Here is a 24,672-nt window from a genome sequence, read left to right as displayed (position 1 = left end):
TGAGCAAACGGGGCGGCAACTGGGCGCCTCTTCCGGTACAGGCTAGAAAACCCCTTGTCCGAGAAGGGAATGTGTTTGAGCCTCTTGCCTACCACGGTCACTCCTGCTGATCTCGTTTGCACCCATTCTCTGGCAGGGCATTGACCCTTTCATAAAATGCGCTGGTTGGTTGCCTACCATCAAGACCTGGATCAAGCTTCCTGCCAGCCAACCGCCCTGATGTAACTTCAAAAAAAGCCCCGCCGAGCCATAGGCACGACAGGGCGAGGTAAACCATATTCGAAGTAATTAAAGACGTTCCGGATCGGCTATTTTCGAGCTCCGGCGCGGGAGTCAGACTCCCCGAGATGATCTGCTTCTTTAGACCGTTGATTATCTGGATGAGCGATCTTCACGACGAAAAATGCGGCCAACAGCGCGGGGATCGCAGCCAGTAGCATCGCGCTGGTCAGCGGCAACTGCATGGCAATCAACATGGCACCTACGAGCGGGCCAGAGATGGAACCTAAGCGGCCAACTCCCAGCGCCCAACCCACCCCAGTGGCTCGAATGTGGGCCGGATAAAAGTTGCTAATCACGGCATTCAACGTGAGCTGGCCACCGATTAAGCAGAAGCCCGCCACCATCACTGCCGCTACAGTCAAAGCTGACGAGCCATGATCGTATCCAATCGCCGCAGTAGCGAGACCGCACACAAGCATGATCTGGCAGAGTAACCGTTCCTTGCTTGCGACCTTGTCTGCGAGATACGAAAAGGCAATCGCACCTATCGTCCCTGAGGCGAGGAACGAGGACGTCGCCAAGCTCGCAGCGGTGGAAGAGAAACCTGCCTCCCCTAGCAACGTTGGCAACCAGCTGATGATGAAGTAGAGGAGGATCAAAGTGGAAACGCAGGTGCACCATATGAAAATGGTGGGCCTTAGATAGCCATGACGGAACAAGTCAACGAACGTACCTTTTTGTGGCCGTCCGTGCTCCAGGACAGGTGCAGGAGGTGTCCACTGGGGAACTAGAGTATGAAGCATCCTGTTGAGAGAGGCACTCAGATGCTTGGCGCTGAAAAGCCGGGCCAGCGATTCTGGTAGCCACAGGAAGAGCAAGGGCAAAAGCACAAGGGGGGCAACGCCACCGACGATAAACACGCTCTGCCACCCATAGTGTTCCATCATGCTCGCCGCGATGAAACCGCCCGCAGCCCCACCGAACGAGAAGCCACAAGCAGCAAGCGTCACACAGAAGGTTTTCAACCGAGGAGGCGCATAGTCGGCCATGAGTGCCATAGCACTCGGCATTGCGCCCCCCATCCCTATGCCGCACAGGAACCGGATGACTGCCAATGTCTCGATATTGTGAGCCCATGCCGATAGTAAAGTTAGGCTCGCAAAAAGTAGAACGCAGGAGAGTAAGGTTTTCCTGATTCCAAACCTGTCTGCGAGCGGCGTCAGCAGCAGCGACCCTATGGTCAAGCCAATCAAATTGCTGGTGAAGATGATACCGAACGCCGACTTGGGTGTGGCCCAGTCATGCGCCAGGCTCGGAACAACGAAGCCTAAAAGCTGGGCATCGTAACCATCGCAAATGAGCAGCAAAATCAGCAATACTAGGGTTCGGATCTGATACCGCGAGAACGGTCGTTTATCCAGTGCCTTACGAAAGGCGTCAATCTGGTTATTCATCTTGGCAGTCCGATTATTGTTCTGAGGCCACGCTTTAGGATGATGCGGAGTTAAGCAGGCGAATCTATTTGACTGGCAGGGTGCGCCCTCTGGAAGGCTGCGTGGGACTTGGCAAGCTCAGCGACGCGAGCAATTCGAGGGAAGCAAGCGAGATCCAGTCCAAAGCGTTGTGCGGCGTATACCTGAGGCAACAGGTACACATCCGCCAGCCCCGGCTCATCTGTAAGCGCCCAGGCCTTGTCTTTGATCAAGGATTCGATGGCATTGAAGCCATCAGCAATCCAGCCCTGAATCCACTGTTCGACGAACGCTTCATCATGCCCCGCCGCCCGCAGCTTGTTCAGGGCTGACACGTTGTGCAGCGGATGGATATCACACCCTATGATGCTGGCAACTGAACGAGCCAGGGCCCGATCGGCCTGGCTCCCTGTCAGTAAAGGGTTTGCCGGGTATACAGCCTCTAAGTACTCGATGATCGCAGGCGACTGGATAATTTTCACATCGCCATCAATCAAAGTCGGCACTCGGCCCTGCGGATTCAGCTCCAAATAGGTGCTGCTACGATGCTCCCCGCCATCCTTAACCAGGTTCACAGGCCTGACGGTGTATTCCAAGCCCTTTAACTCGAGCGCGATCCGCACACGGTATGAAGAAGTCGACCGATAGTAGGAGTACAGAATCACGAGGTACGCCCCCAGGCTGGGAGCACTACTGCTCGGCATTCACCGAAACCGATGGAGCCAAAGCCATCCCGGCTGCAGCGAGCCTTGATGATGATCTCGTCACCATCTTCGAGGAACGTCCGCATCTCGCCAGTAGGGAGCTCTACCGGGTGCTTACCGCCTTCACTCATCTCAAGCAGTGAACCCATCGAGTTGCGATCTGGGCCAGACAGCGTGCCGGTACCAAAAAGATCACCTGGGTTAAGTTGGCAGCCGTTTACCGTATGGTGGGCAACCATCTGAGCGAACGTCCAGTACATGTTGCGGGTATTGCTCAAGCTAAGTCGCACTGGAGCCACGCCCTTCTCTCTCATCGTCGGCGTAAGGATGTAAACCTCAAGGGCGATGTCGAATGCGCCGGTGCTCTGATCTTCGGCATCCAGCAAATAAGGAAGCGGAGTGGGATCGCCTTCAGGCCTCGCTGGCTGGGCGCAGCGGAAAGGCTCCAGCGCTTCTGGCGTCACTACCCATGGCGAAATCGTGCTCGCGAAGCTCTTCGACAGAAACGGGCCCAGTGGCTGATATTCCCACGCCTGGATGTCCCGTGCTGACCAGTCATTCAACAGGCAAAAGCCTGCAATATGTTCACGGGCGTTAGCAATGTCGACCGGTTCCCCGAGTACATTGCCTGGGCCAACCCAAAGTCCAACTTCGAGCTCGTAATCAAGCCGGCGAGAAGGTGCATGGATTGGCTCATCGCTATCTGGCAGCTTGATTTGCCCTGATGGGCGGACGAAGGGCTTACCCGAGGCAACGATGGTGGACGCCCGGCCGTGATAGCCAATCGGTACATACTTATAATTCGGCATCAACGGGTTGTCTGGACGGAAGAGCTTGCCCACGTTTTCTGCGTGATGGATCCCTACGTAGAAATCGGTGTAGTCCTGAATGCGAGCCGGCACATGTAGGGTGCACTGAGCAGCGGCAACCAATAACCGATCGCAGATTTTTTGCTGCGCTGGTGTCTCCTCACTGCCCTCAACCAAAAGCTCAATCAGTCGTTCGCGCAGTGCCAGCCTGACTTCACGTGGCAAGGCGAAAAAGCTATTAAGTTCTCCGCCGATAGCGGCGCTTGCTGCCGTTAGCGCAAGACCTTCGAACAGACCCGCATCGAGAGCGACTTGGAGATCGTAAATCTCATCACCAATCGCCACGCCGGAGCGGCGCTCACCACCCTGCAGGCTAAATACACCGTAAGGTAGGTTCGCCAGAGAAAAATCAGGATGGCCATTGGCCGAAGCAACCCAGCTATTCATTTAAAAGCCTCTCAAAAAGAAATTAGTTATCGAACTTTCCGGCAAGCCCTTCCCAACAGGCGTCGTAATTTTTCTGTAAGGCAGAAGTTGTCATCGCGAATTCGGTCGCACGAAGTACTTGGGATGTTTCGAACATGAACGCCATGGTGCCGTCGATCTTCTGCGGTTCAAGCGATGCAGCCATCGCCCTCTCGGAAGTCTGCGCGTCCGGGCCGTGAGCACTCATGCAGCTGTGTAGGGAGGAGCCGCCGGGGGTAAAGCCATCAGCCTTGGCGTCATACTCACCTTCAATCAACCCCATGTACTCGTTCATGAGATTGCGGTGGAACCATGGTGGCCGGAAGGTATTTTCTGCAACGAGCCAGCGTGGCGGGAATATCACGAAGTCCAGGTTCGCCAGCCCAGGCACGCTGGTCGGAGAGGTAAGGACGGTGAAGATGGAAGGATCCGGGTGATCAAAACTAATCGAGCCAATCGTGTTGAAGTGACGGAGGTCGTATTTGTAGGGCACGTTGTTGCCATGCCAGGCGACGACATCAAACGGCGAATGGTCAAGCTCGGCCTCCCAGAAGCTTCCCAGGAATTTTTGAACCAGGCGAGTTGGCCCCTGGTTCTTCTCGAACCATGCATTCGGCGTTAGGAAATCCCGAGGGTTTGCCAGGCCATTGCTGCCGATGGGGCCGAGGTCTGGCAGGCGAAGCGGCGCCGAATGGTTCTCGGCCACGTACCCGCGCGCGGTTGAGTCAAGTAACTCGACCTTGAATTTCAAGCCACGTGGGACGACGGCGATTTCAAGAGGCATCAGCTCAATGCGCCCCAACTCCGTAACCAGTAGGAGCCGGCCCTGTTGGGGGACGATGAGCATCTCCCCGTCCGCACTGTAGAACGCCCGTTCCATCGAACGGTTGGCTACGTAGTGGTAAACCGTTATGCCATTCGGACGATCAAGGCTGGAGTTCGCCACCATAGCGCGCAAACCATCGATGAAATCTGTCGGTTCCGACGGTATATCCAGTGCCTCCCATCGCAGCCTGTTCGGATTTGCGGGAGCTAAGGTGGTTAGAGGAATCGGTGACCCAATTGCTTTGAAGGTCGGGTGCGCCGCAGAGGGACGAATGCGGTACATCCAGGTGCGACGACTCTCGTGGCGAGGCATCGTGAATGCCGTTCCGGAGAACAGCTCAGCGTACAGCCCATGGGCTACTCGCTGCGGCGAGTTTTGCCCAACTGGCAGAGCGCCTTCAATCGCTTCACTGGAAAACTCGTTACCAAATCCAGACTGGTAACCGATGCTGTGCTCTGTGGTCATCGTTCCTCCTGCGGCGCTACGTGTGTTGTATTTGTCGTAATCGGATTACGCTAATCGTAATTATGCGCAGAGGTGCGGTCAAGCGTCGCAGGGAAGATTTCGAGCCAGGCACTCTGGAAAGCGCTCTTTCATTCAGAGGTACGACAATTCCTTGAAGCCTCACTACGTGCAGGCTCCGCTCGGCAAACTTGGCGTTGGCGGTCGTTGGATTGGAGGGAGTCAGGCGTCCACTGCCTAAGATCCGTGTTCAGACCGAGCCCGCAGGCGGCACCACCAGGCTTGTCCAGAGTGGACGGTCTGAGTTCGTTTGCCCTCGGGCTTGCCTGGGGCCCATGACGAGAGGGACTTCGATGAGGAGGAGGTTCGGGTTAGCGAGGATCGCCCTGGCATTCGTCCTACCAAACCTGCTGAGGCTGCGATCACCACACATACCTGCCCTCCCATCCGGCCTCGCTATCCAAGGAATGCCATAACGTTGGCGAGGTTGAACACGAAATTTGCCGTGCGCGTCAGATCGACTAGGCCTAGTCGGTCTTCCAGCAAACCTCTACTCTCCCCGCCGGCATCCAAGGATTCCACGCGCAACGGGCGGGGAATGTGTCGATCACGTATTGACCTTTTGGTCAGATGGCCGCAGTGCCGGGGAGAAGACATGAACGGTCAGGCAAACCAGGATACGACTGAAATTACCTACTTCATCGACGAGTCTGGGAACACGGGGGATCTGATTCTCGGGGGCGAGACCTTGAGTTACGGGGGACAGCCCTACTTTGGACTAGGATGCCTTGGCATCACCGACCTGACCCAATTTGAAGCTGACATAACGGCTTTGAAGCTGAAACACCGCATACAAGCCAATGATCTGAAGTCAACCAAAATCTACAAAAACAAGCCAGGGTTCATACTTGATCTAATCAAGCTGATTGCAAGCAATAAAATTCCTTTTTTTATCGAACTAGTAGAAAAGAAATTTTTTGCTGCGACGAACCTGGCCTTCTATCTTGTATGGCCGCCTTATTTTTCCGGGCCTGGTAGTAAACAAGCTGATTACATTCGCACGGTGTTCGCGCAGATACTAACCAAAGAAGCACCAAACCAAGTTTTCAGCATGTATTTCAAAGCTTGCCAGAGCCAAAGCAAAGATGATCTGCTCCGTGCCTTCGATTGCATTCTCGAATTCGCACGCACCGGTACTTCGCCCCAACACGCAGCCATGGCGGAGTCTGTAGTTGAAACGATGGATGACTTTCAGGTGATGTTGACTCAAGAGTCCTCCGAGGAAAAAGCAGTGCGCCGTTTTCTACCCATGCCTGATCAAGGTAAGAAAGGAAAGGACGTGTGGATACTCCCGAATTACTCTTCACTCACCAACATGTATGCTCGAATCAACCATGCACATGATGGCCATATAAAACGAGTGAAATTGGTACATGACGTTCAGACTCAATTCGACGATATTCTATTTTCGGCCAAAAAGGCAGCCGAGGAAGCCTCGCCTGAACGAGAAGTTTCTCCCGTAGCTAACTACCAGTTCCTGCAGCAAGCGGAGCTATCTATTGCTCGTTCCGAGGACTCTGTCGGCGTCCAGGCTGCGGATATTCTGACTGGGTTTATCGTGCGTTATGCGCAAGACCGGCTGGTCTACAAGGTCGAGCCAGCGCCTGAGCTCACCACTGCCTTTCATCTCATGGCTGAGGCTGAGAATGAACTGAAAGGGTACGGGGTCAATTATGTATGGTGTCATAACGTGCTAGACGTCCCAGCATAGCGCTTGTCCTATTTAAATTCATCGGGTTCACAGAATCCCCTGTGAAACAGCATTTGTGAATTCGATCAGGCTACGAAACTGCCCTGCCCCATGGCGATCCAGATGATGCCCCAGAATCCCATAAGAGCGCGGCCCCAGCTGGTCGCACCTTTTGGAGTCGCCGATCATCAGCACTTTTGAGCCTTCAGATCCTGGGGCCTTTCCAGGATGAGCGTTGAGCATGCTGCAGATGATCCGGTAGATTTCCGGGTCTGGCTTGAGCACACCAGTTTCAGCGCTCAGCGCATAAGCATTCAGGCCAGGAAGCAGGCTCCTGACTTTTGAGCAATAAGGCCCGGCCAGGTTTGAGCACACCCCTACTTTGATCCCATGCTCTTGGAGACGCTCAAAGGCAGGCAGAGCGTCATCAAAGCATTTGATCGACTCAAGCTCACGATCTAGCGCACTCTGCAGCTCGATCAGTTGGGTAGGCTTGAGTTTGATTCCAAAAAGGTGAGCAGCCTCCAGCAGGCCTCCGTTCAACGCCATGACGGTACGCAGGTCGGAAGGTGAAGCCACTCGGCCTTGTTGGACGCCAATCCGGAGAAGACGCTTGTAAGGGTTCTCACGATTCAGAATTTCGATAAGCGTGCCGAACGCATCGAAAATAACCGCTGTAATCATTAAGAGCGCCTCATGATCCCGAAGTGGCCCAGCGATGATAATGGCTTTGGCAATTACCGTACAATAACTCCATGGGCAGCCAAATCATCTACCAACGTTTTGCGGCGCAACATTCCTGGAATTTTGAACACACCTCGGTATGTATAGTAAAGTGCAAACGGAATAAACAGTAGACCAAGACCATATGTGGCTGTCGCAATGATGATTCCACCAGGAACTGCCGCTACCGCCATCAAGATCCCTTTCAGAATACTGGATTTTGCAACCTGCCGCAGGTTGTCAAGATCGTATTCGACTTTTCCATTGCTTTTCTCTACAGCAATAAGGACGATTGATTTTTTTCCAAGGTTCTTATAGTACCAGGTGCGAGGACTGTCCAAGACAAGCGCACCATGCCTTTTCAAATAGTCAACCATGGCGACTTCCTTAAAGTGAAAAGTACGGCCCTCCACATCCTCGCATCTAACCTGGTCATAAACCGCATCTAAGTCGCCACTGGCTTTAAGATTATAGTTTTTGACAGTGAGTTTCGTTTTCTTGAGATCAGACATACCTTTCCTTAAGTATTACAACTTGTTCTTAATAGCCATTGGGGGCGAGCTAGTGGGCACGGGGACGCACCAGGCTAAAGCCGCTGGTTCGTCTCCGGGTGCGCTGTACTCGGCTGATTTCTATCAGAGCGCTCGCGTGCTACAGGTTAACGGGGCATGAGTGAGTCAGGGCCGAAAGCAAGCCGGCATCTCACGCGTCACCTGGATCTCCCGTAGATAGTTCCGACACAATCACGTAGTGATCACGACGGGTCAGGCTCCGCACCAGCTTGAACCCGTTGACTTGCCGGACATCCCGAATCTCCGGGGTTACGACAGTCATTCCGTCACTACTCACGCGAGACAGGTCGCAGTAGACCAAGCCTGTGAGGCGATCACCTACCCGCGCTACGTCCATCAAGTACGCGTCAATCGGTATCCCCCAATCAATCCGGGTTGCCTGGGCGACCTGCAGTGGAAGATCGAACAATTCACAAGCACTCACGCTACTAACCATCCCTCAACCGATTTCAATTAATTTTCTTGGTTCGAATCCGCAGTCTTCACCGGGATAACCGCGCTGATTAGAAAGCAACCTACACCCTCTCAGCATCGTATCCACCGAATGATGCGTGTGGCCGAATGCCCAGTAATCCACTTGCTCGACCAAGCCATGCCACCTGTTGTAAAAGGCAGCGCTCAAATGCCCCTCATATTCATCTCCGGCGACCTCCGGTATTGGACAGTGATGGGTGACAACGAAGGTTTTCCCGTCGAATGGCTCAGCCAACACCCGACTCAGAAACGCCTTGGTGGCCTCATTCTTTGCCACCAGGTCGGCCGGCCGCAGCCTGCGATAGTTCGAGTCGGCTCTGATCGTCCGAAAATCATTCATCTGCCTAGCGCAGGTCATCGATGCCGCGACAGCGTCGCCCGTGCTCGTAAAGTCCGTCCAGGCAGTTGCGACGAGGAACCTCACCCCGCGGAATATCCAGGACTCGTTCTCCAGCACATGGACGTGAGCAGCTGCTGCAGCTTTCATCTTTTCCAGCGTCCGGTCGAGGTGGCCTTTGTAGGCTTCATGATTCCCAGCGCAGTAGATCACTGGGCATTGGAAGGTCTCGTTTGCCCACAAAACACCCCGTGCCTGGATATCGATGTCGCCAGCGAGCACCACGACATCCACTGGTACGTCTGGCGGGATGAAACGGTCGAATTCGTTGTGTAGGTCTGAGTAGATGAGGACTTTCATGGACTGGTGGTTTGGCCTGGCTGCTGGCATGCGCTCACAGGGTCGAGACCCGATTCGCTGCACGCCGAAGCTGAAATTCGTTTTAAGCGTATATTGATAAAACCCGCATGGCAGAAGGGCCCGCTGTCGACGAGCATACCCAGTGCAAAGCCTCATGACTATAGTCACTTGCGTATGACGACGCAAATTCAGCATATCGTTCCGTTTGCACGGATCCGATTATGTCGCTTCGCTCTGCCTACGCATCGGCTTTGCAGTACCTCCGTACTCATCGCGACTCATCCAAGCAGGAACTGGCCCATGCGGCCGATCCCTCCTATTTGAGCCGACTCGAAGCAGGTTCGCGCTCAGTTACCCTTGACGTCAGCCAGCAAATTGCCGAAGCACTTGACGTGGATCCTCTCACCCTTTTGGTGCTGGCATACGCCGCGGAACGCGGGGTGACGCCGCAGCAGGTTCTGGAGCACCTGGAGAGCGACCTGAAAGCCACACGGTTGCTCCATTGTGAGATCCCTCCGCTACCTTCAAAGGCTATTCATCCTGTAACCGCTGCTGCTGAAGAGTTGCGCGTGCAAATTAAGGAACTTGCGGGTCAAGGTTTAAGCCAGGCAGAGGTTGCAAGGCAGCTAGGGGTCAGCCGTCAAACTGTTAGCAACCATTTGAAGAAACTCGGCTTGCAGGCCACCTGACACGCGAGTGAGTGTCAGGTGGCTAAATACTTTCGAAACACTCAACGGAAGCAAACTGCTGGCGACTTTATTCATCTGCAATGGTTCAGATGTAAAAATCGCACGAGCCTGAGGCTCCCTTTGAAAAGTTGTAAATAGCGCAATAGATTGTGTGCCTATCGAGCCTTCGAAGCTCGACATCATTGCTATCGATGATCAGTCGGTGCGGGCTCTTGCACTTTCTACAAAGGCTGGCTAGGACTTCTGGATTTTTCATAAATATGTAGGCCCCCTCACGCGCAGGGAGGCCACGATTGCGACCAATTTCAAAGATGCCCGAATATTTGCATGTCCGCTTAGAACAAAAAAATTGAGAGCTGAACATAATGCATTCAGCGCCGGTTTTTTCGTGGTTTGCTAAACCATCGAGCACCTCATAAAAGGAGCGCAATACACTGACAGCGTCCAACTCAAAGCTTGCCCCAACACCTCCATTATTCAAATTGATGGTTCTTTGCTTAAATCCGACTGTGCAGTCATAAGAGCAAGTTCCTCGAAAAAAATAATAAGGCGGAACCTGCCAATACTTTGCGCAAACCAAAGCATAAGCAAGGACGCCAGGGCATATCGCTCTTGCATCCATTCTTACCCACTCTTCTTTGCCGAGTTTTTTAAGCTTTTTGAGACAGGATCGATGAGGTTTCACATATACGCGAAAAAGATACCTTCGCAACGCCCGGACAACCGCTCGCATTTCAGTACTAGATATCACCCGACTGCCTGCAGGCATCAACTCATTATTGCAACATGCATAAGCTGGGAATGTCCGTGAGCGCAAGGTTTGAGGGGGAGTATTTCTGAAGACAACAGTCGATTCAGAATGCCTAGTAGTGAAACCTGGCACGCCCAGTCGTTCAACTAAGTACCCAAGCGCTACGTGGACATCTTGCAACGCACTGGCATGATTTATAGCGATTACATCATAAACTCTCTCGCCTAACAGTTCGTGACCTCGCTGAACCCACGTGAAAAACGTATTGCACCACGTCCGTATAACGTCAGCTAGATCTGCAGGCAACGGGTCGTTTTTTGCAACCCTTAAGATAATTGGGATGTGTTCACAGAGACTATCAGCGTTATAAATACCCTTTTGTATGCCCCACTGCTGATCAAGAATCATTGAGCACTGCTCACATCGCTCTAGGGCATCTCCATGCCAGGGGCAGTGGGTGACAACGCCAAAGTAAAATACTACGGAATGGTAACCGTACTTTATACATTGAGGGCAATGTCGGATCTGAACTCGCTCCCTCTGATTTGTTAAATCATGATCATATGTTTTGGGAGCCGGAAACCAACCATCGACGAATGATAGTTTCAGCTCTACAGGTGACATTCCCAGTTCGGCGCTCAAGTCATGCAATGAGCCTGAGCCGTTCCACCATGTCTCCTGGATTGGGTTGCCCAATACGAAAACCTGTAGAGCATGATAGTCTGCGAGGCGATTACACCTCAGAATATCTAAGTAGACCTGCCATGAGGAAGGATATGACGCAACTATGGCAGGGTAAATGAGCATATTGCCACCTGAATAATTATTTTTTAGTCAGATTAGTTGTGTAGCTTGCCAAATTTGCTTCCGCTACGGCTGCTTTAACGACATCTTGTGGAAGTTCAAATCCCGCATGATCGAGCTTTTTTGCGCGAATTAATATCAGCCTGCATACTTCTAGCACATGAGCAGTCGGAAGAAGCTTCAAGCTTGCCTCGCGAATAGCTTGCTCCATTTGTAAAAAAATAAGCTTTGCGCTATCAGCTAATCTGAAACCGTCTGCGAAGGCTAGTGGTAGAAAGAACTCCGTATATGTGCATTTACTATTCGAAGGGTAGGTCATCTTCTCGTCAAAAAATGTGAGGGTTTCCGTAAGCCATCCAACATTCGTGCAGTGCGGCAGGTCGTAGACTTCATTTAAAAACCGAACAAGTAGTTCGGGTCGCCCTTGCTCCCTCAGCAACGTAATTGAGTCATCCACCTGTGTCTGGGCGAATCCGATCACAGTCATACCGATCCCCTGCAAGGCCAGTTCGTTCTGCAAGAACTGGAGGTGTTCATATTCCGAAATCTGCAATGCCTGCATTTCATCGATCAACAGAACGAAATGCCTGCCATTCACCGACCTGAGCTTGTTCTCGATTGCCGCCAGAGCATCTCGGCGCAGGTTTTCGAGTTTTGGCTGGTTCGGGATTGCAAGATTCAAATTCCTCACAATCGTACGGATTATATGTTCATGGCGGCGTGGATCCGCAGTGATCATTAAGCAAAAACGATCTCTGAAACTTTGCCCTTCGTCAATGGCCGCACGTGAAAGCCGGCAGGCTGTGGACTTTCCCATTTGGGGATAAGCCCGGAAGCAGATACTCCTCTTATGCAGCATGACGCTCTCTACGACAATATTTAGCACTGGGGGTATGCTGGGCGTGACAATCGTATAGTCTTTTATAATAAGAGGATGGCTGGGGAAGTACTTAAGCTGCATCGCCAAATCTGTCGGCTCATAAACTTCCATCGACCGCTCCTCGTTAAATCTTCTTGATTAATGCATCAATGTCTACACTATCCTCAGGCAACACCCATTCCCGCTCAGGAGCAGGGCGAGCAGGAATATCTGTCGTGGAGGTTGTCCCGCCACCATTTTCACTGTTCGTGCTCCATTCCATCTCATGCCTCAAACGATCCAGTTGCGACGCAAGTTTTTTCGACTTCGACTTGGTTTGAAGGCTGTGCTCTAGCTCCGTTGCCAGCTGGTTATGAAAAACCACCACAGGACTTTGGCCCTCAACATTGCTCACAGTCTTTTTGCGTTTCCCGCTATTAACTGCTTTGCGGGTTTTCCTAGAATGTTTGACATCTTGCCAATGACCTTCAACTTGGAGAGCTCCTAGAGAGCGCCCATCCAAGCGATACCCATAAATCGTCCGCACGTCACTTTCATTGACTTTGAGAATGATTGCTTGATTGATGAGACTACTTTCCTTTCTGAGGACGTCATTGGAATAGCGGGCCCGCTCGAAATTTACATAGGGCCTGATGCCCTTTTCAATACTGCCTCGTACTGTGCGCCTTTCTGATCTCAGAGCCAAGGCGATCGTATTCATTTTATCAGCAGGCAGAAACCTAGGGATGAAGTGATTGTTTCCCTGGTGTATTCGCTGCCCAATAACTTCCAGCGGGCTTAAGAATCCTTTTCCTTCCGTTGGCTCTGCATTATGATTGGCAAAAACAGTGTAGCAAAGCTGCTCTAAATATGAGCTTTTAATATTGTACTTCACTGCTGCTTTGCCTGCGCTGTCTCCTGAGTTGCCCCCAGGTCGAGATCCCACTGTGTTTACCGACCGCTGAAACAATTCGCGTTCAAATTCTAAAAAAAGTCTTTCAATTCCAGGGCGTCTTTCAAAATGTCTGGGCGGGCCGTATTCCACAGCCCAACCTAGCTCCTTGCGGAGCTCGCAACTGACTTTTGTGGACAAATGTGCCAATGCGTTGTCCAGCCGCAAAACTGATGGTATTACACAGGCAAGTTCAGGATAAATCTCAGTGGGGAAGCCGGCGCCGGGCTTGAGCTCTAAATCTGGAATGAGCACATCAGGCTTTGGCAAATTCCGACTTAGCATCTCCCGTAACAACGAGATGACATCTTCTGCATCTGCGTCCAGGCCGTACACCACATGAAACCACAATACTGCGAAGGAAGATGGTTCCAAACCCGCAATTACATGGAGGCGCTTAAGTTCCACTGAGCTTACCAAGCCCGACGAATTTTCGAATTCGATCACAAACTCAGAATCGATCGTATGACTATCGATCACTACAGAGTCATACAGGTTTTTCAGGTTCGCCAGTGTGGACTTACCCCTCCCTACTGCCAAATGCGCAACTGCAGACACGTCACCTATGATATGAACGGCACGATCAAAATTTTCAGCACGGACTCTGCGAGTAAATTCTGAAATCGTTTTAACACCGTGACCCTCAGTTGTGTAGGGCCATGCATCTTTGGGATGGGATTTTTTCTCTAGAAATTTTATGAAGCCATGATGAACCCCTTTTGGTTTTATTGCAGCCTCATGTATGACTACATTTCCAGTGCCAGGCTGAGGCTTCTCGCGCTTCAAGATCAATGCTCGTAGATAGTTCTCTAGATCGGGGTATTGTTGAAATAGGAGGCCAAGCACTCCGGAAAGGCCACTACCACCTATTCGCGGTGTAACTGGGGCCGTTCTTTTATAGATTTTAATTCGAATATTTGGTATCAACCCCGTATATCCGTACACAACGCCACGCGCATCGACGAGAAGACATTTCGCAATGAGCTTTCTCAGATAGTTGCCGCCAATCTTGGTTTTTTGCTTTATCACTGAAAGCGAAGCACCTGCCATATACATTTCCAAGGCAGAAACCCTACGGTTGAACGTGTTCAGTGCATCCTCAGAAAACGAATCAGTGCAAACAGGCTCCCATGGCATCGTTGACTCAAGAAGCCGTACAGTGGTCGCACGACTGTTTCGTGCTGTCATGGTAAAGACCACCGGGTATTGTTACCAAAGCCATCGACGTTTGCTTCCACTTTAATGGTGCCCGATAAGATCATTTGGCACATCGCACCAAGCGCGAGCGCAGTATCTTGAATCGGAGTGCTGGCTAGGAGTGTGCGCACATCCCCGCCCTTTTGCACTGAAATCGTCGAGTGAATTAAATCCATTTCGTGTTTAAGATTGTAGCTGCGCACCTGCGACGCAAACGCAATGACCTTTACCCAAAAGCCGAGATTCTTGCTCGCCAAATAAAAGTTTGTGCTTGGCAGGTCTACAAGCGTGCCTGTTGAAATGGCGCTGCCGACCTCCTTGAACCAGACGGGAACGCGGCGCACCTCATCCTTAGCATCGTCGCTTTTGAAAATCCTGTGCAGCTCAACAGCACCATTCAAGCATAAGACTTTAGTGCATTTGATGACTTCGAATTTATCGTCTGCCGCTGGTTCCTCTGCCGAAACCTCGACCTCTACGCCAAGCTTGAAGCTAGCCACCTTTGGATTGGGTTCCAGGTTTGTAACCCAGTGCAAAACCTCACAATCACCAACCAGTGCAATATCTTCCTGCACCTTGGGGCTATAAAAAAGCCAAATACTGTAGTTATTGCCCGACGCCTTTCGTGAGGCTGTGAGCTGCCGTCGTAGGTGGGTTCTCGGGCTCGCCATGCTACCTACCCTGTCACGAAGGGATGTGAATTGCTTCCGAAAGCTTAGCTTTGCAGCAGGAGGGTATAGGAACTATTCGCAACAAAGTGCAGCGTTGAAATTTCAATTGGCGATGAAAAACGCGGGTTTACGGCTGTCGCTGTGTGGATGTCTAGAAATCGTGGACTGTAGGGTTAACAGGAGTGCGGCCATAGGGTCACTATTTCTTCTTTCCGCGTCTAAGGGTTCACTTTTACTACTGGTGAGCGGAAACAACCCTAGTGGCTTACGTGCACGCGCGAGTGGCTGGCTTTTATCAAGCTGCTGATTTATAGGGGGGTTGTTGGAGGGCTATGAGGGTCAGGTTTACTTCGGCGGACTTTCTCCCATGCATGAGGCAGCCCATCAGATCATCGACCTCTACGAGCGTCACGCTCAAACATGGGATCGCGTTCGCCCGCGGTGCCTCGTCGAGCAATCATGGCTGGATCGTTTTCGTCAGGCCATGCCTGTTGTCGATGCTCATGTCCTCGACATTGGCTGTGGTTGCGCCGAACCCATGGCTGGTTACTTGATCGACGCGGGACATGCCGTATGTGGCATTGATTCGTCCAAGGCGATGATCAGCCTATGCCAGCAACGTTTCCCGCAGCACGATTGGCATGTTGCCGATATGCGACAGTTGGCGCTTGATCAGCGTTTCGCTGGCATTCTGGCGTGGGACAGTTTCTTTCACCTGACGCCTGAGGATCAGCGTCGGATGTTCCCGATTTTCCAGGCCCATGCCCAGCCAGGCGCTGCACTGATGTTTACCAGCGGGCCGGCCCATGGCATTGCATTAGGCACTTTCGAAGGTGAAACGCTTTATCACGCCAGCCTGGACCACAATGAATACTTCGACTTGCTCACAACCCATGGTTTCAATGTCGTTGAGCAAACAACGGAAGATCCGGCTTGTGGTGGTCACACGATTTGGCTAGCTGTTAGCTGTTAGAAACGTCGCGTCGAGTACAAACCGCCAAGCGCAGATCGCCGCCCTGTCAGATCCTGTAATAAATCGTCTCGTATGAAATGCTGGAAACCGTTGTAGGATTTCTTTCCCAATTATTTCCAGGTCTGTATGAACACGCCCCAGGAACCTCCCAGTAGCTTTCCAAAGAACAGAATTCCCTCCAGCGCTCCAGCACCTTCTTCCCTCGCATTGATCGCCCGAGGGAGCGAATAACCCATGGAATGGATCGTTGACCCCACGGCCTGGCTCGGCCTGCTGACCTTGATCGTGCTGGAGTTGGTGCTCGGCATCGATAACCTTGTATTCATCGCCATCCTGGCTGACAAACTGCCGCCCGAGCAGCGCGACCGTGCCCGTATCATCGGTCTGTCTCTGGCGTTGCTGATGCGTCTTGGCCTCCTCGCCAGCATCTCCTGGATGGTCACGTTGACCAATCCGCTGTTCGAGGTCTTCGGCAAGACGTTCTCGGGCCGGGACTTGATCATGCTGTTCGGTGGTGTGTTCCTGTTGTTCAAGGCAACCATGGAGTTGCATGAGCGACTCGAAGGCCACGTGGCCCAACGGTCCGGCAACGCGGCCTATGCGATGTTCTGGCCTATCGTTGCGCAGATTGTGGTACTGGACGCGGTCTTTTCCCTGGATGCGGTAATCACGGCCGTGGGTATGGTTGAGCATCTGTCGGTCATGATGATCGCGGTGATGTTCTCCATCGGCTTGATGATGGTCGCGAGCAAGCCGCTGACAAAATTCGTCAACGGCCACCCTACCGTCATCATGCTGTGCCTGGGCTTTCTGATGATGATCGGCTTCAGCCTCACCGCCGAGGGCCTGGGCTTCCACATTCCGAAAGGCTACTTGTACGCTGCGATTGGTTTCTCGATTCTGATTGAACTGTTCAACCAGTTGGCGCGCTCCCGTCGCAAGAAAAGTCTGCAAGGTCTTCGGCCGATGCGCGAGCGCACCGCCCATGCGGTGTTGCGCCTGTTGGGCGGCCAAAAGCTGGGGGCCGATGAAGTCGGTGAGGAAATCGCCGACATGCTGGAAGGCGACGAACCGGAGCAGGTTTTCCATCGGCGCGAGCGGGTCATGATCAGTGGCGTACTGCAATTGGCCGAGCGCCCGATACGCAGCGTGATGACACCTCGTGCGCAAATTGACCACCTCGACTTGGCCAATGAAGCGCAGGAAATCCGTACGGCACTGATGCACTCTTCCTACTCACGCTTGCCGTTGATCCGGGAAGGACGCGTGGATGAGCCGCTAGGCTTTGTCCATAAGAAAGAACTGCTCAAGGAAATACTGGCGGGCAATCAGCCCAATCTGGAAGTCATGGCGCGCAAAGCCATCAACCTGCTCGACAGTTTCACGATCCTCAACGCACTGGAGCAAATGCGTAAAGAGTCGACCCACATCGCGTTCGTGGTGAACGAGTTCGGTGACTTCGTCGGCCTTCTCACAATGACTGACATCCTGGAATCCATTGCAGGTGAACTGCCGGATGCCAGTGAAATTGAAGGCCCGAATATTGTCGCCCAGGATGGAGGCTTTCTCGTCAGCGGCGCCCTGCCCCTCAGTCAGATCTGTGAGCACATCGGTTTCCAGGCGAAAGCGACGCAAGATTACCAGACGCTCGCCGGCTTGGTGATGAGCCTGCTGGATCGCTTGCCAATCATCGGAGACACTCTTCGTTGGCAAGAGTGGAGCATGACTGTGCTGGAGGTCGAAGAGCGCCGGGTGACCAGGGTGCTGTTACGTAAGGAATAAGCGTAGAGCGAGGCCGCAGATGCTAGCCCACCGCACGTGTGCACCTCCAGAACCGGCTAAAAAGGGTCCACTCCACAATCAGATGCAGTTAAACTGCGCGCCCTCTGATGTCACCTCCAGGAAGGATTCGATGACGTTTCGGCTATTGGGAGCTGCTGCGGCCCTACTACTGCTATCCGCTTGCTCTAACTATCAGTACAGATCTTTTGTCGGCAATTTAGATGATCCTGCCCTCCAGGTCTTGGACTTGTCCGATGGAGTCGCCGATGCCCCGGTTATCTACTTCGAGACGCTCCAGTATCGGGATCTGGGCGTGCCGTTCCACCGCCTGCTTCTCGCAACCCGGGTGGATGGCCAGTCCTTACCTTATGCCGGTAAGCACTCAATCCTGGAGTACTTCGGTTACCAAGCCGTTCGGTTGACGCCAGGTCCGCACTCATTGGAATGGTGCTGGGTCTCGATGAACAAACTGGGTACAGGTGGAGGCAAATGCGGCTTCAGTGCCCCGGACATCAGGTTGGAAGCCGGCAAGCGTTATTTGGCTACGTGGTCATCGTCGACATCCATGATAGGGGTCTCAGGGAGTGAGCAAATGCAGATCAGGGTGAATTCCTACGTACTTGAACGGGATACTAAGAAGCAGGTCTACCCCTGATAGCAAAACCTCGGTCAGCCATGTTGATCGCCGTTGCGAGGCCCGTGCTTTTTTTGATAAGCCGCCGAGGAAACGATCAGCACACGGAGTTTCGTAACTCATTACCCCTGCAGCTTGCGTAACTCCCCGCCCTCCTCCTTCAGACGCTCCAGATACATGGCGGCGTCCAACAGTTGATAAGGGAAATAAAGCCCTGGCGGCGTCGGTGGCTGGCCGTCCAACCCGAGGAGTCGTTCAAGCGTCATTGCGACGCTGAGGCCGGTCAATGGCGCAGCGCCTGCCGGGTGGATGACTGCATGACGCGTATGCAAGGGTTCGCCCTGGAGGTCCTCGCCAACGAGTTCGATGATGATCTCGGTGGACATCGGCCTGCCCTGGCGCCGGGTTGAACTCACTGCGGTGGCCAAGTTGAATTGGACATTTGCTGCACCCGTCGCAGCCGCCAGGCCAACCACATCAATGGACGAGAAGCCCGTGGCCTCGATTTCCGTACCATCCACCGAATGGAATCGTGCCTTGGAATCCTCTCCTTCGCGCCAAACGAACACACCGTCGCGTCGTGTCAGTGCGGCAGGCAGCATTTTGTTCAGGTGTTCAAAGTCAGTGGCGACGGTTGGGCCGCCGGTGTCCTGCTCATCGACCAGCGCGTTGATACGGATGTCCTGGACCCGGCCAAATGCCCGGGCAACGCTCAGCGTCGCCACGGTCGTCGCCCCTGCCATCCATTCGTAACCGAGGACAATGGGCGAGGCGTCAGGCGTATGCATGTACGTCGCAATTTCCGGCGCGATCTCGAAAACGCCGGAGGAAATGCTGAGGTGCGGCACGCCGCGTTTTTGCGCAAAACGCAATCCGGCAAGGGCGTGGTCCATATAAAAGACCACGACGGCGCTGACCGGGCGATCGCCGAGGCCTAGATCGTCTGCGTTAGAGTCAATCGCCACGCCCTGCGCCCCGCCAATGTGATCCGCGGCGCGCTGAGCCTTGGCAAGGTCGCGACCACCGATCAGCAGTGGTACCTCGGGGTGGGCGGCGCGAAGCGCCCGGGCAGTGTGATGGCCAATGGCGCCGGAACCGCCCATTAATAAGATAGGATCAAGTGACATGGTGTGTTCTCCTTGTCTCTGGTTTAAACCTACTTTCAGTAGGTAACCTAACACAACATCACGCACTTCAACCTACCATTGGTAGGTTTTTAGCGGTCAGGAGCAAAAAACCGTGCAGAAAGACATTGAGCACAGCCCTGTCGGTTCCCCTCCCCGCCGGCTTGCGAAAGCCGAACGGCGGCGACAGTTGCTGGATACCGCGCTACTGATCGTGCACGAGGAAGACGCGGATCGGCTGACCTTGGGGCATCTGGCCGTTCGCGCCGGCGTGTCCAAACCGGTTGTCTACGATCATTTCGGCACCCGTTCGGGTCTGTTGATCGAGCTCTACAAATGGATCGATACCGAGCGGGTCAGCGCTTTCCGTGACGCCATGTCCAAGACTGCGCGGAGCCTGGAAGAGACAGCCTTGGTCCTGTCCAGCGCCTACATTCATTGCGCGGCCGATAACACCGACGAATTCCATGCTGTGGGCGCAGCCCTGGCAGGCAGCGAAGAGAAGGCGGCGGTGTTCCAGGAGCTCTTGGATAACTGTGTGCAGATGTTCATATCTGTGCTCGAACCTCATACGACGTGGCCAGCGGACGAACTCGAACGATGCTGCATTGGCCTGGTTGGCGCGGGGGAAGCCCTGTCCTGCGCGTTGGTACGAGGGCGGCATGGCGAAGACGAGGTCATTGAAACATTCGCTTCACTGATCCGCAGCGTCGTAAAGCCGACAGAGGCGCAACTTTAGACGTCGTGATAGCGGACCCGAGATCGTTTACATGTCCGATGGACTGCAAGCTCTTCTACGGCTTGCGGATTGCTGCTCCGTGCTCAACGCTGCTTCAAATACACCCCGGCCAGCCCGTCCTGTGAATCCGGAACCGCGTTGTAGGCAATGACAGCAAAGCCTTTCACCAATTGAATGTGATATGGACCGTTCTTCCCGGAGGCTTGCGGCTCGCGCACGATGATCAGGTTGCTGCTGTCCATCGGCACGATGTGATGCTCGGTCACGCTGTCCTTTGTGGTCATGGTGAATTCGGCGACTTCTCTTCCATTGGCATCCCGCTCAGGGAGAATCTTCAGGTCCAGATCGGCGTCGTGCCCCAGTGCGTCCTGCATCTGGTAATGGCCGCTACGCTGGGCCGCGTCGACATCGTCGATCTTGTCGTTATCCAACTCGCGTTCTTCATCGTGCAGCAGGACAGCCCCTTGGTGGTCGTCGCCCTTGGCACCGCTGACCCAGATACCGGTGAAAGAGTACGGTTCGACTTTTTCCCGGGAGATCCGCCAGGTACCCGTTTGACGACCATCGCCGGCATATTCATGGAGGCTGATAAGGTCGTCATCCGCGTCTTCCCGAATGCCCAGCAGCTTGATCGGTTCGCCGTTGCCCGCCTGGGTATAGCGCACCTCACCAACGATCACGGCACCTTGCACCTGGTACCAGAGTTCTACCGGGGTCTTTGTGTCGAGGGTACCGGCGAGGATCACGGGGTCCTCCTTCTCGGGGCCTTCCAGGCGCGATTGCTCAAGCCATTGGCCCTCTTTCAATTCACCCGTGGTGCGCAGCGTGTAGCCGCTGGGCATGCTGGTGTTTTCGCCTGGCTCGGTCGGCTGGATTTGCTCCTCGGTGTCCGAGCGAAGCAGGACCAGCTCGTCGCCGCGCATTTTCCATTGAGTGGCGCGGGTCCAGCAGCAGTCACGGTCGGTTTGTGACAGCAGGACGCCGTCCAACGGGCTGACAGAGAACATGCCTTTGCTGTCCTCCCTGGCCAGGGCCGTCAAGGCCGGATTGAGGATCCATTGGGTTTTCCGCGGGTCTTGCAGATAGACGTCGAACGTCGGTTTGTAGCTCGCGTCGGGATCGTTGCCATTGCGGATCGCCAAGTCCTGGCGGCCATCGAAGTTGAAGTCGTCGAAGTACAACAGGCTCTGAGGGCCAAGTAGCCAGTTATCGACCTTGCCGTTGCGGTCCACGGGCACATTGCCGGCGGGCGTCTGCAATTGCTGCAGGGCTTCGTGGGTGTTGTTGTCGCGCACGGTGATGAACGCTTGGGCCAGTTGATGCGGGTCTTCCGGCGGCTCCGGGAACAGCACTTCGACCAGATATTGGCCACTGCGGTCATTCACCGCGAACGCCCTTGGCTCGGCCATGACCGGAGCCGTCACAGTCATGGAAAGAAGCACACTGCTGACGAGCGAACGCATCCACCCACTTCCTTGCTGAAATTCGGGGCCGCAGTTTAGCGACTCCCGTGATTCATCGCGAGAGAGACGACTGTTGCTATCAGTTAGGCCCGGACTGTAACTGACGCCCTGCTCGCCGTTCGCTTACTGTCGAGGCTCATCCCACGGAGTGATTCCCATGCCGGATACCGCCAATCTCTACCTGTTCGTGGTTGCTGTCGTGCTTTTGCTGATCGTTCCGGGGCCCAACATGGCCTTTGTCACCAGCCATGCGTTGGCCCACGGCTGGCGTGCTGGCGTCGCGGCCGCCCTCGGCATTTCCTTGGCGGACGTGCTGATGACCATGATGGTCAGCGCTGGCATCGGCGCGCTGGTGATGAGCTGGGCACCGGCGTTCGACGTGCTGCGCCTGGCCGGAGCCGCTTATCTGCTGTGGCTTGCCTGGCAAGCACTGAGAGCGCCGGCTGCGACTCAGGATAGCCAGCTCCAGGTTGCTTCGCTGTGGAAAATCTTCTGCCGAGGCGCCCTCAACAGCCTCTTGAATCCCAAGGCGCTGCTGTTCTTCATGGTGTTTCTGCCCCAGTTCGTCAACGTCAAGGCCGGCGGCGTAAGCCTGCAACTGATCTTCCTCGGAGCGTTGCTGGCACTGATTGCATTCGTCTTCCATACGCTGCTGGGTGTTTGCGCCGCACAGCTCAGGGCGAAACTGGCAAACAGCGGGATTTCAAGGCGCCTGGGTACGTATGGTTTTGCCGGGGTCATGGCAGCGCTGGCGGCACGCCTGTTGTTTCTCGACCGTCCGCTTTGACCCGCGGCGTCCTTGCGCCAGCGATTGTCCTATGCTTATCCAATCCACTGCGGAGCTGGACCCATGTCCTCCGAAACCACCCTCCTCCAAAGCTGGCACCACAATGCCCAGGCCTGGATCGAAGCCATCCGCACGGGGGCCATCGAAAGCCGCCTGACGGTCACGGACCAGGCCATGCTGCTGGCGGTACTGAGCCGCCAGCCCGAGCGTGTGCTTGATCTGGGTTGCGGCGAAGGCTGGCTGTTGCGGGCGCTGACTGAACGGGGCATCGAGGCGGTCGGTGTGGATGGCGACGCGACGTTGATCGATGCGGCCCGGGCAGCGGGCTCCTCCCTGGTGCACCTGGCAAGCTATGAAGCGCTGGTGGAGGCCAAGGTGGACGTCGGCAGCGGCTACGACCTGATCTGCGCCAACTTCGCCCTGTTGCACCAGGACATCATCCCATTGCTCGCGGCGATGAACGCCCTGCTCAACCCGGGCGGAGCGCTAGTGATCCAGACACTGCACCCGTGGACTGTGGCGGCAGGCAATTACCAGGACGGCTGGCGAGAAGAAACCTTCGACGGGTTCAAGGGCCAATGGCGGCCCATGCCGTGGTACTTCCGCACCTTGTCCAGTTGGCTCAATGCCCTGGACATGGCCGGTTTCCGACTGGTGGTGCTGCAGGAACCGCAGCACCCACAAAGTCCGGTGCCGCAGTCGTTGCTTTTGGTGGCCGAACAATACCGGTCGGCAGAGCGATGATTCTTACCACAGCGCCATCGTATAGCTGACGATCAACCGGTTCTCATCCAGATCGTTGCCAAAATTCGAACGGACCGTCGCATTGCGCCATTTCAAGCCCAGCCCCTTGAGCGTGCCGTCCTGCACCACATAGGCGATATCCGTGTTGCGCTCCCACTCCTTACCTTCGCCTGGTGCGGTGCGCTGGACATTGTCGCCAGTGATGTAGCGGGTCATGAACGTCAACCCGGGCACGCCAATGGCGGCAAAGTTGTAGTCATAACGCGCCTGCCAGGAACGCTCGTCGATGTTGGCGAAGTCGCCGATCTGCACGAAGTTGACCAAGTACGGATCGCTGCGTCCGATGTAGGGGAACGGATCGTCGCCGCTCATGCGTTGATAACCCAGGCCCAACGCATGGCCCGCCAGGCTGTAGGTGAACAAGGCGCCGAAGGCCTGGTTGTCGAGATCGCGAAAGTTGCCGTCTTCGGTGCTGCGCGAATAGCGCACGTCGCTCTTGAACGACTGGCCTGCGCCCAGGTCCAGGGTGTGGACGAACCCGAGGTAGTTTTGCTGGTAGATGTCTTCCAACTGGCTATAGCGGTATTGCGCCGTGAGGTTCGGCAGGAACTGATAGTCCGCCCCGGCGAACTGGAACTTGTCGCTGCTTCCACCGATGCGATTGGCAGTCATGTCCTGGTAGTCGGTGGAGTCGACAAAGTTGATCTGCGTGAGTTGCCCGGCGCTCAGCTTCAAGCGATCGATTTCCTGCACGCTCAACAACCCGCCCTTGAACGTTCCCGGCAGCAGGCGCGTGTCGTTGGAGCTCACCGCCGGGTCCTTGATCTGCAACGTCCCCAGCTTCAAGGTGCTATTGGATAGGCGCACCTTGGCAGTCAGACCGAGTTCGCCATAACGGTCTTGCGAACCGCCCGACAAATCCGCCGGTAACAGATTGGTGCCCGCCGTGCCGCCCCCGGAATCGAGTTTGAAGCCGGCCATGCCCAAGGCATCGAGGCCGAAACCCACGGTTCCGGCGGTGTAACCCGACTCCATCCGCAGCAAAAAGCCCTGGGCCCATTCTTCAGCCTTGTCCCGTGCCCCCTCCTGGCGGAAGTCGCGATTGAAGTAAAAGTTGCGGGCCTCCAGGCTGCCTTTGCTGTCGGCGATGAAGTCGGCCTGGGCGTTCGGCATGCCGATCAGGCTCAGGCCGAGCAACGTACCGGCGGGGGTATGAAACCAGGTGGATGTGAAATGCCGCATGGCATGCTCCTTTTTATGGACGCGAGCGAACCCTCTCGGGGGCGCTGCCTTCGCGTCCGATGGTTGTTGTTTTAAAGGTTGGTAC

22 protein-coding genes are annotated in these 24,672 nt (G+C 54.6%); 8 read left to right on the top strand and 14 right to left on the bottom strand.

Annotated features, from left to right (window positions below):
- Positions 1-308 precede the first annotated feature (308 nt).
- Genes GN234_RS02895 through hmgA form a run of 4 tightly spaced genes read right to left on the bottom strand, consistent with a single transcriptional unit; the run spans position 309 to position 4,963 of the window.
- Complete coding sequence (locus tag GN234_RS02895; protein WP_176687815.1) at positions 309-1,676, bottom strand: MFS transporter; 1,368 nt, start codon at positions 1,674-1,676, stop codon at positions 309-311.
- A 50-nt stretch (positions 1,677-1,726) separates the two neighbouring features.
- A complete protein-coding gene (gene maiA / locus GN234_RS02890) occupies positions 1,727-2,359 on the bottom strand; it encodes a maleylacetoacetate isomerase (protein ID WP_176687814.1) in 633 nt (210 codons plus the stop codon).
- On the bottom strand, positions 2,356-3,654 hold the full coding sequence (gene fahA, locus GN234_RS02885) for a fumarylacetoacetase (protein WP_176687813.1): 1,299 nt from the start codon (positions 3,652-3,654) through the stop codon (positions 2,356-2,358). The genes maiA and fahA overlap by 4 nt, the downstream gene beginning before the upstream one ends.
- Positions 3,655-3,676: 22 nt before the next feature.
- Positions 3,677-4,963 (bottom strand): homogentisate 1,2-dioxygenase, encoded by a 1,287-nt coding sequence (gene hmgA, locus GN234_RS02880; RefSeq protein WP_176687812.1) that lies wholly within the window; start codon positions 4,961-4,963, stop codon positions 3,677-3,679.
- A gap of 652 nt (positions 4,964-5,615) precedes the next feature.
- Between hmgA and GN234_RS02875 the strand changes: the two genes are divergently transcribed.
- Positions 5,616-6,731, top strand: coding sequence for a DUF3800 domain-containing protein (locus tag GN234_RS02875; RefSeq protein WP_176687811.1), 1,116 nt, complete (start codon positions 5,616-5,618; stop codon positions 6,729-6,731).
- Between the two features lie 27 nt (positions 6,732-6,758).
- Here the strand turns inward: GN234_RS02875 and GN234_RS02870 are convergent, their stop codons facing one another.
- From GN234_RS02870 to GN234_RS02860, 3 genes are all read right to left on the bottom strand, one after another.
- The gene (locus GN234_RS02870) at positions 6,759-7,394 is read right to left on the bottom strand and encodes an HAD family hydrolase (RefSeq protein ID WP_176687810.1); all 636 of its coding nucleotides are present in this window, start codon (positions 7,392-7,394) and stop codon (positions 6,759-6,761) included.
- Between the two features lie 53 nt (positions 7,395-7,447).
- A complete protein-coding gene (locus GN234_RS02865; RefSeq protein WP_176687809.1) occupies positions 7,448-7,945 on the bottom strand; it encodes a hypothetical protein in 498 nt (165 codons plus the stop codon).
- Positions 7,946-8,444: 499 nt separating this feature from the next.
- A complete protein-coding gene (locus tag GN234_RS02860) occupies positions 8,445-9,176 on the bottom strand; it encodes a metallophosphoesterase (RefSeq protein WP_176687808.1) in 732 nt (243 codons plus the stop codon).
- A gap of 221 nt (positions 9,177-9,397) precedes the next feature.
- On the opposite strand from GN234_RS02860, the gene GN234_RS02855 reads away from it, so the two are divergent.
- A complete protein-coding gene (locus tag GN234_RS02855; protein ID WP_176687807.1) occupies positions 9,398-9,865 on the top strand; it encodes a helix-turn-helix domain-containing protein in 468 nt (155 codons plus the stop codon).
- Positions 9,866-9,950: 85 nt separating this feature from the next.
- Here the strand turns inward: GN234_RS02855 and GN234_RS02850 are convergent, their stop codons facing one another.
- The 4 genes from GN234_RS02850 to GN234_RS02835 form a co-directional block, all read right to left on the bottom strand.
- Positions 9,951-11,024, bottom strand: a complete 1,074-nt coding sequence (locus GN234_RS02850; RefSeq protein ID WP_176687806.1) for a hypothetical protein — start codon at positions 11,022-11,024, stop codon at positions 9,951-9,953.
- A 415-nt stretch (positions 11,025-11,439) separates the two neighbouring features.
- Positions 11,440-12,411 (bottom strand): ATP-binding protein, encoded by a 972-nt coding sequence (locus GN234_RS02845; RefSeq protein WP_176687805.1) that lies wholly within the window; start codon positions 12,409-12,411, stop codon positions 11,440-11,442.
- Positions 12,412-12,424: 13 nt separating this feature from the next.
- Positions 12,425-14,419, bottom strand: coding sequence for a hypothetical protein (locus GN234_RS02840; RefSeq protein WP_176687804.1), 1,995 nt, complete (start codon positions 14,417-14,419; stop codon positions 12,425-12,427).
- The gene (locus GN234_RS02835; protein WP_176687803.1) at positions 14,416-15,099 is read right to left on the bottom strand and encodes a hypothetical protein; all 684 of its coding nucleotides are present in this window, start codon (positions 15,097-15,099) and stop codon (positions 14,416-14,418) included. The genes GN234_RS02840 and GN234_RS02835 overlap by 4 nt, the downstream gene beginning before the upstream one ends.
- A gap of 367 nt (positions 15,100-15,466) precedes the next feature.
- Between GN234_RS02835 and GN234_RS02830 the strand changes: the two genes are divergently transcribed.
- From GN234_RS02830 to GN234_RS02820, 3 genes are all read left to right on the top strand, one after another.
- Complete coding sequence (locus GN234_RS02830; RefSeq protein WP_116832455.1) at positions 15,467-16,072, top strand: class I SAM-dependent DNA methyltransferase; 606 nt, start codon at positions 15,467-15,469, stop codon at positions 16,070-16,072.
- A gap of 234 nt (positions 16,073-16,306) precedes the next feature.
- Positions 16,307-17,854, top strand: a complete 1,548-nt coding sequence (locus GN234_RS02825; protein WP_176687802.1) for a TerC family protein — start codon at positions 16,307-16,309, stop codon at positions 17,852-17,854.
- 130 nt (positions 17,855-17,984) lie between these two features.
- On the top strand, positions 17,985-18,509 hold the full coding sequence (locus tag GN234_RS02820; protein ID WP_176687801.1) for a hypothetical protein: 525 nt from the start codon (positions 17,985-17,987) through the stop codon (positions 18,507-18,509).
- A gap of 101 nt (positions 18,510-18,610) precedes the next feature.
- Here the strand turns inward: GN234_RS02820 and GN234_RS02815 are convergent, their stop codons facing one another.
- Entirely contained in the window at positions 18,611-19,615 is a 1,005-nt protein-coding gene (locus tag GN234_RS02815) for an NAD(P)-dependent oxidoreductase (protein ID WP_176687800.1), read from the bottom strand.
- A gap of 112 nt (positions 19,616-19,727) precedes the next feature.
- On the opposite strand from GN234_RS02815, the gene GN234_RS02810 reads away from it, so the two are divergent.
- Positions 19,728-20,351 (top strand): TetR/AcrR family transcriptional regulator, encoded by a 624-nt coding sequence (locus GN234_RS02810; protein ID WP_176687799.1) that lies wholly within the window; start codon positions 19,728-19,730, stop codon positions 20,349-20,351.
- 83 nt (positions 20,352-20,434) lie between these two features.
- On the opposite strand, the gene GN234_RS02805 is transcribed toward GN234_RS02810, so the two are convergent.
- Positions 20,435-21,814: an XAC2610-related protein gene (locus GN234_RS02805; protein WP_176687798.1), complete on the bottom strand. Its 1,380-nt coding sequence runs from the start codon at positions 21,812-21,814 to the stop codon at positions 20,435-20,437.
- A gap of 157 nt (positions 21,815-21,971) precedes the next feature.
- Between GN234_RS02805 and GN234_RS02800 the strand changes: the two genes are divergently transcribed.
- Positions 21,972-22,601 (top strand): LysE family translocator, encoded by a 630-nt coding sequence (locus GN234_RS02800; protein ID WP_116832459.1) that lies wholly within the window; start codon positions 21,972-21,974, stop codon positions 22,599-22,601.
- A gap of 63 nt (positions 22,602-22,664) precedes the next feature.
- Positions 22,665-23,345: a class I SAM-dependent methyltransferase gene (locus GN234_RS02795; protein WP_116832460.1), complete on the top strand. Its 681-nt coding sequence runs from the start codon at positions 22,665-22,667 to the stop codon at positions 23,343-23,345.
- Between the two features lie 3 nt (positions 23,346-23,348).
- Here the strand turns inward: GN234_RS02795 and GN234_RS02790 are convergent, their stop codons facing one another.
- Positions 23,349-24,587, bottom strand: a complete 1,239-nt coding sequence (locus GN234_RS02790) for an OprD family porin (protein ID WP_116832461.1) — start codon at positions 24,585-24,587, stop codon at positions 23,349-23,351.
- Positions 24,588-24,672: the final 85 nt, after the last annotated feature.

The organism is Pseudomonas bijieensis (assembly GCF_013347965.1).
Lineage (GTDB): Bacteria > Pseudomonadota > Gammaproteobacteria > Pseudomonadales > Pseudomonadaceae > Aquipseudomonas > Aquipseudomonas bijieensis.
Note: the sequence above shows the minus strand (reverse complement) of the source record. Positions and strands in the feature narration are given on the sequence as shown.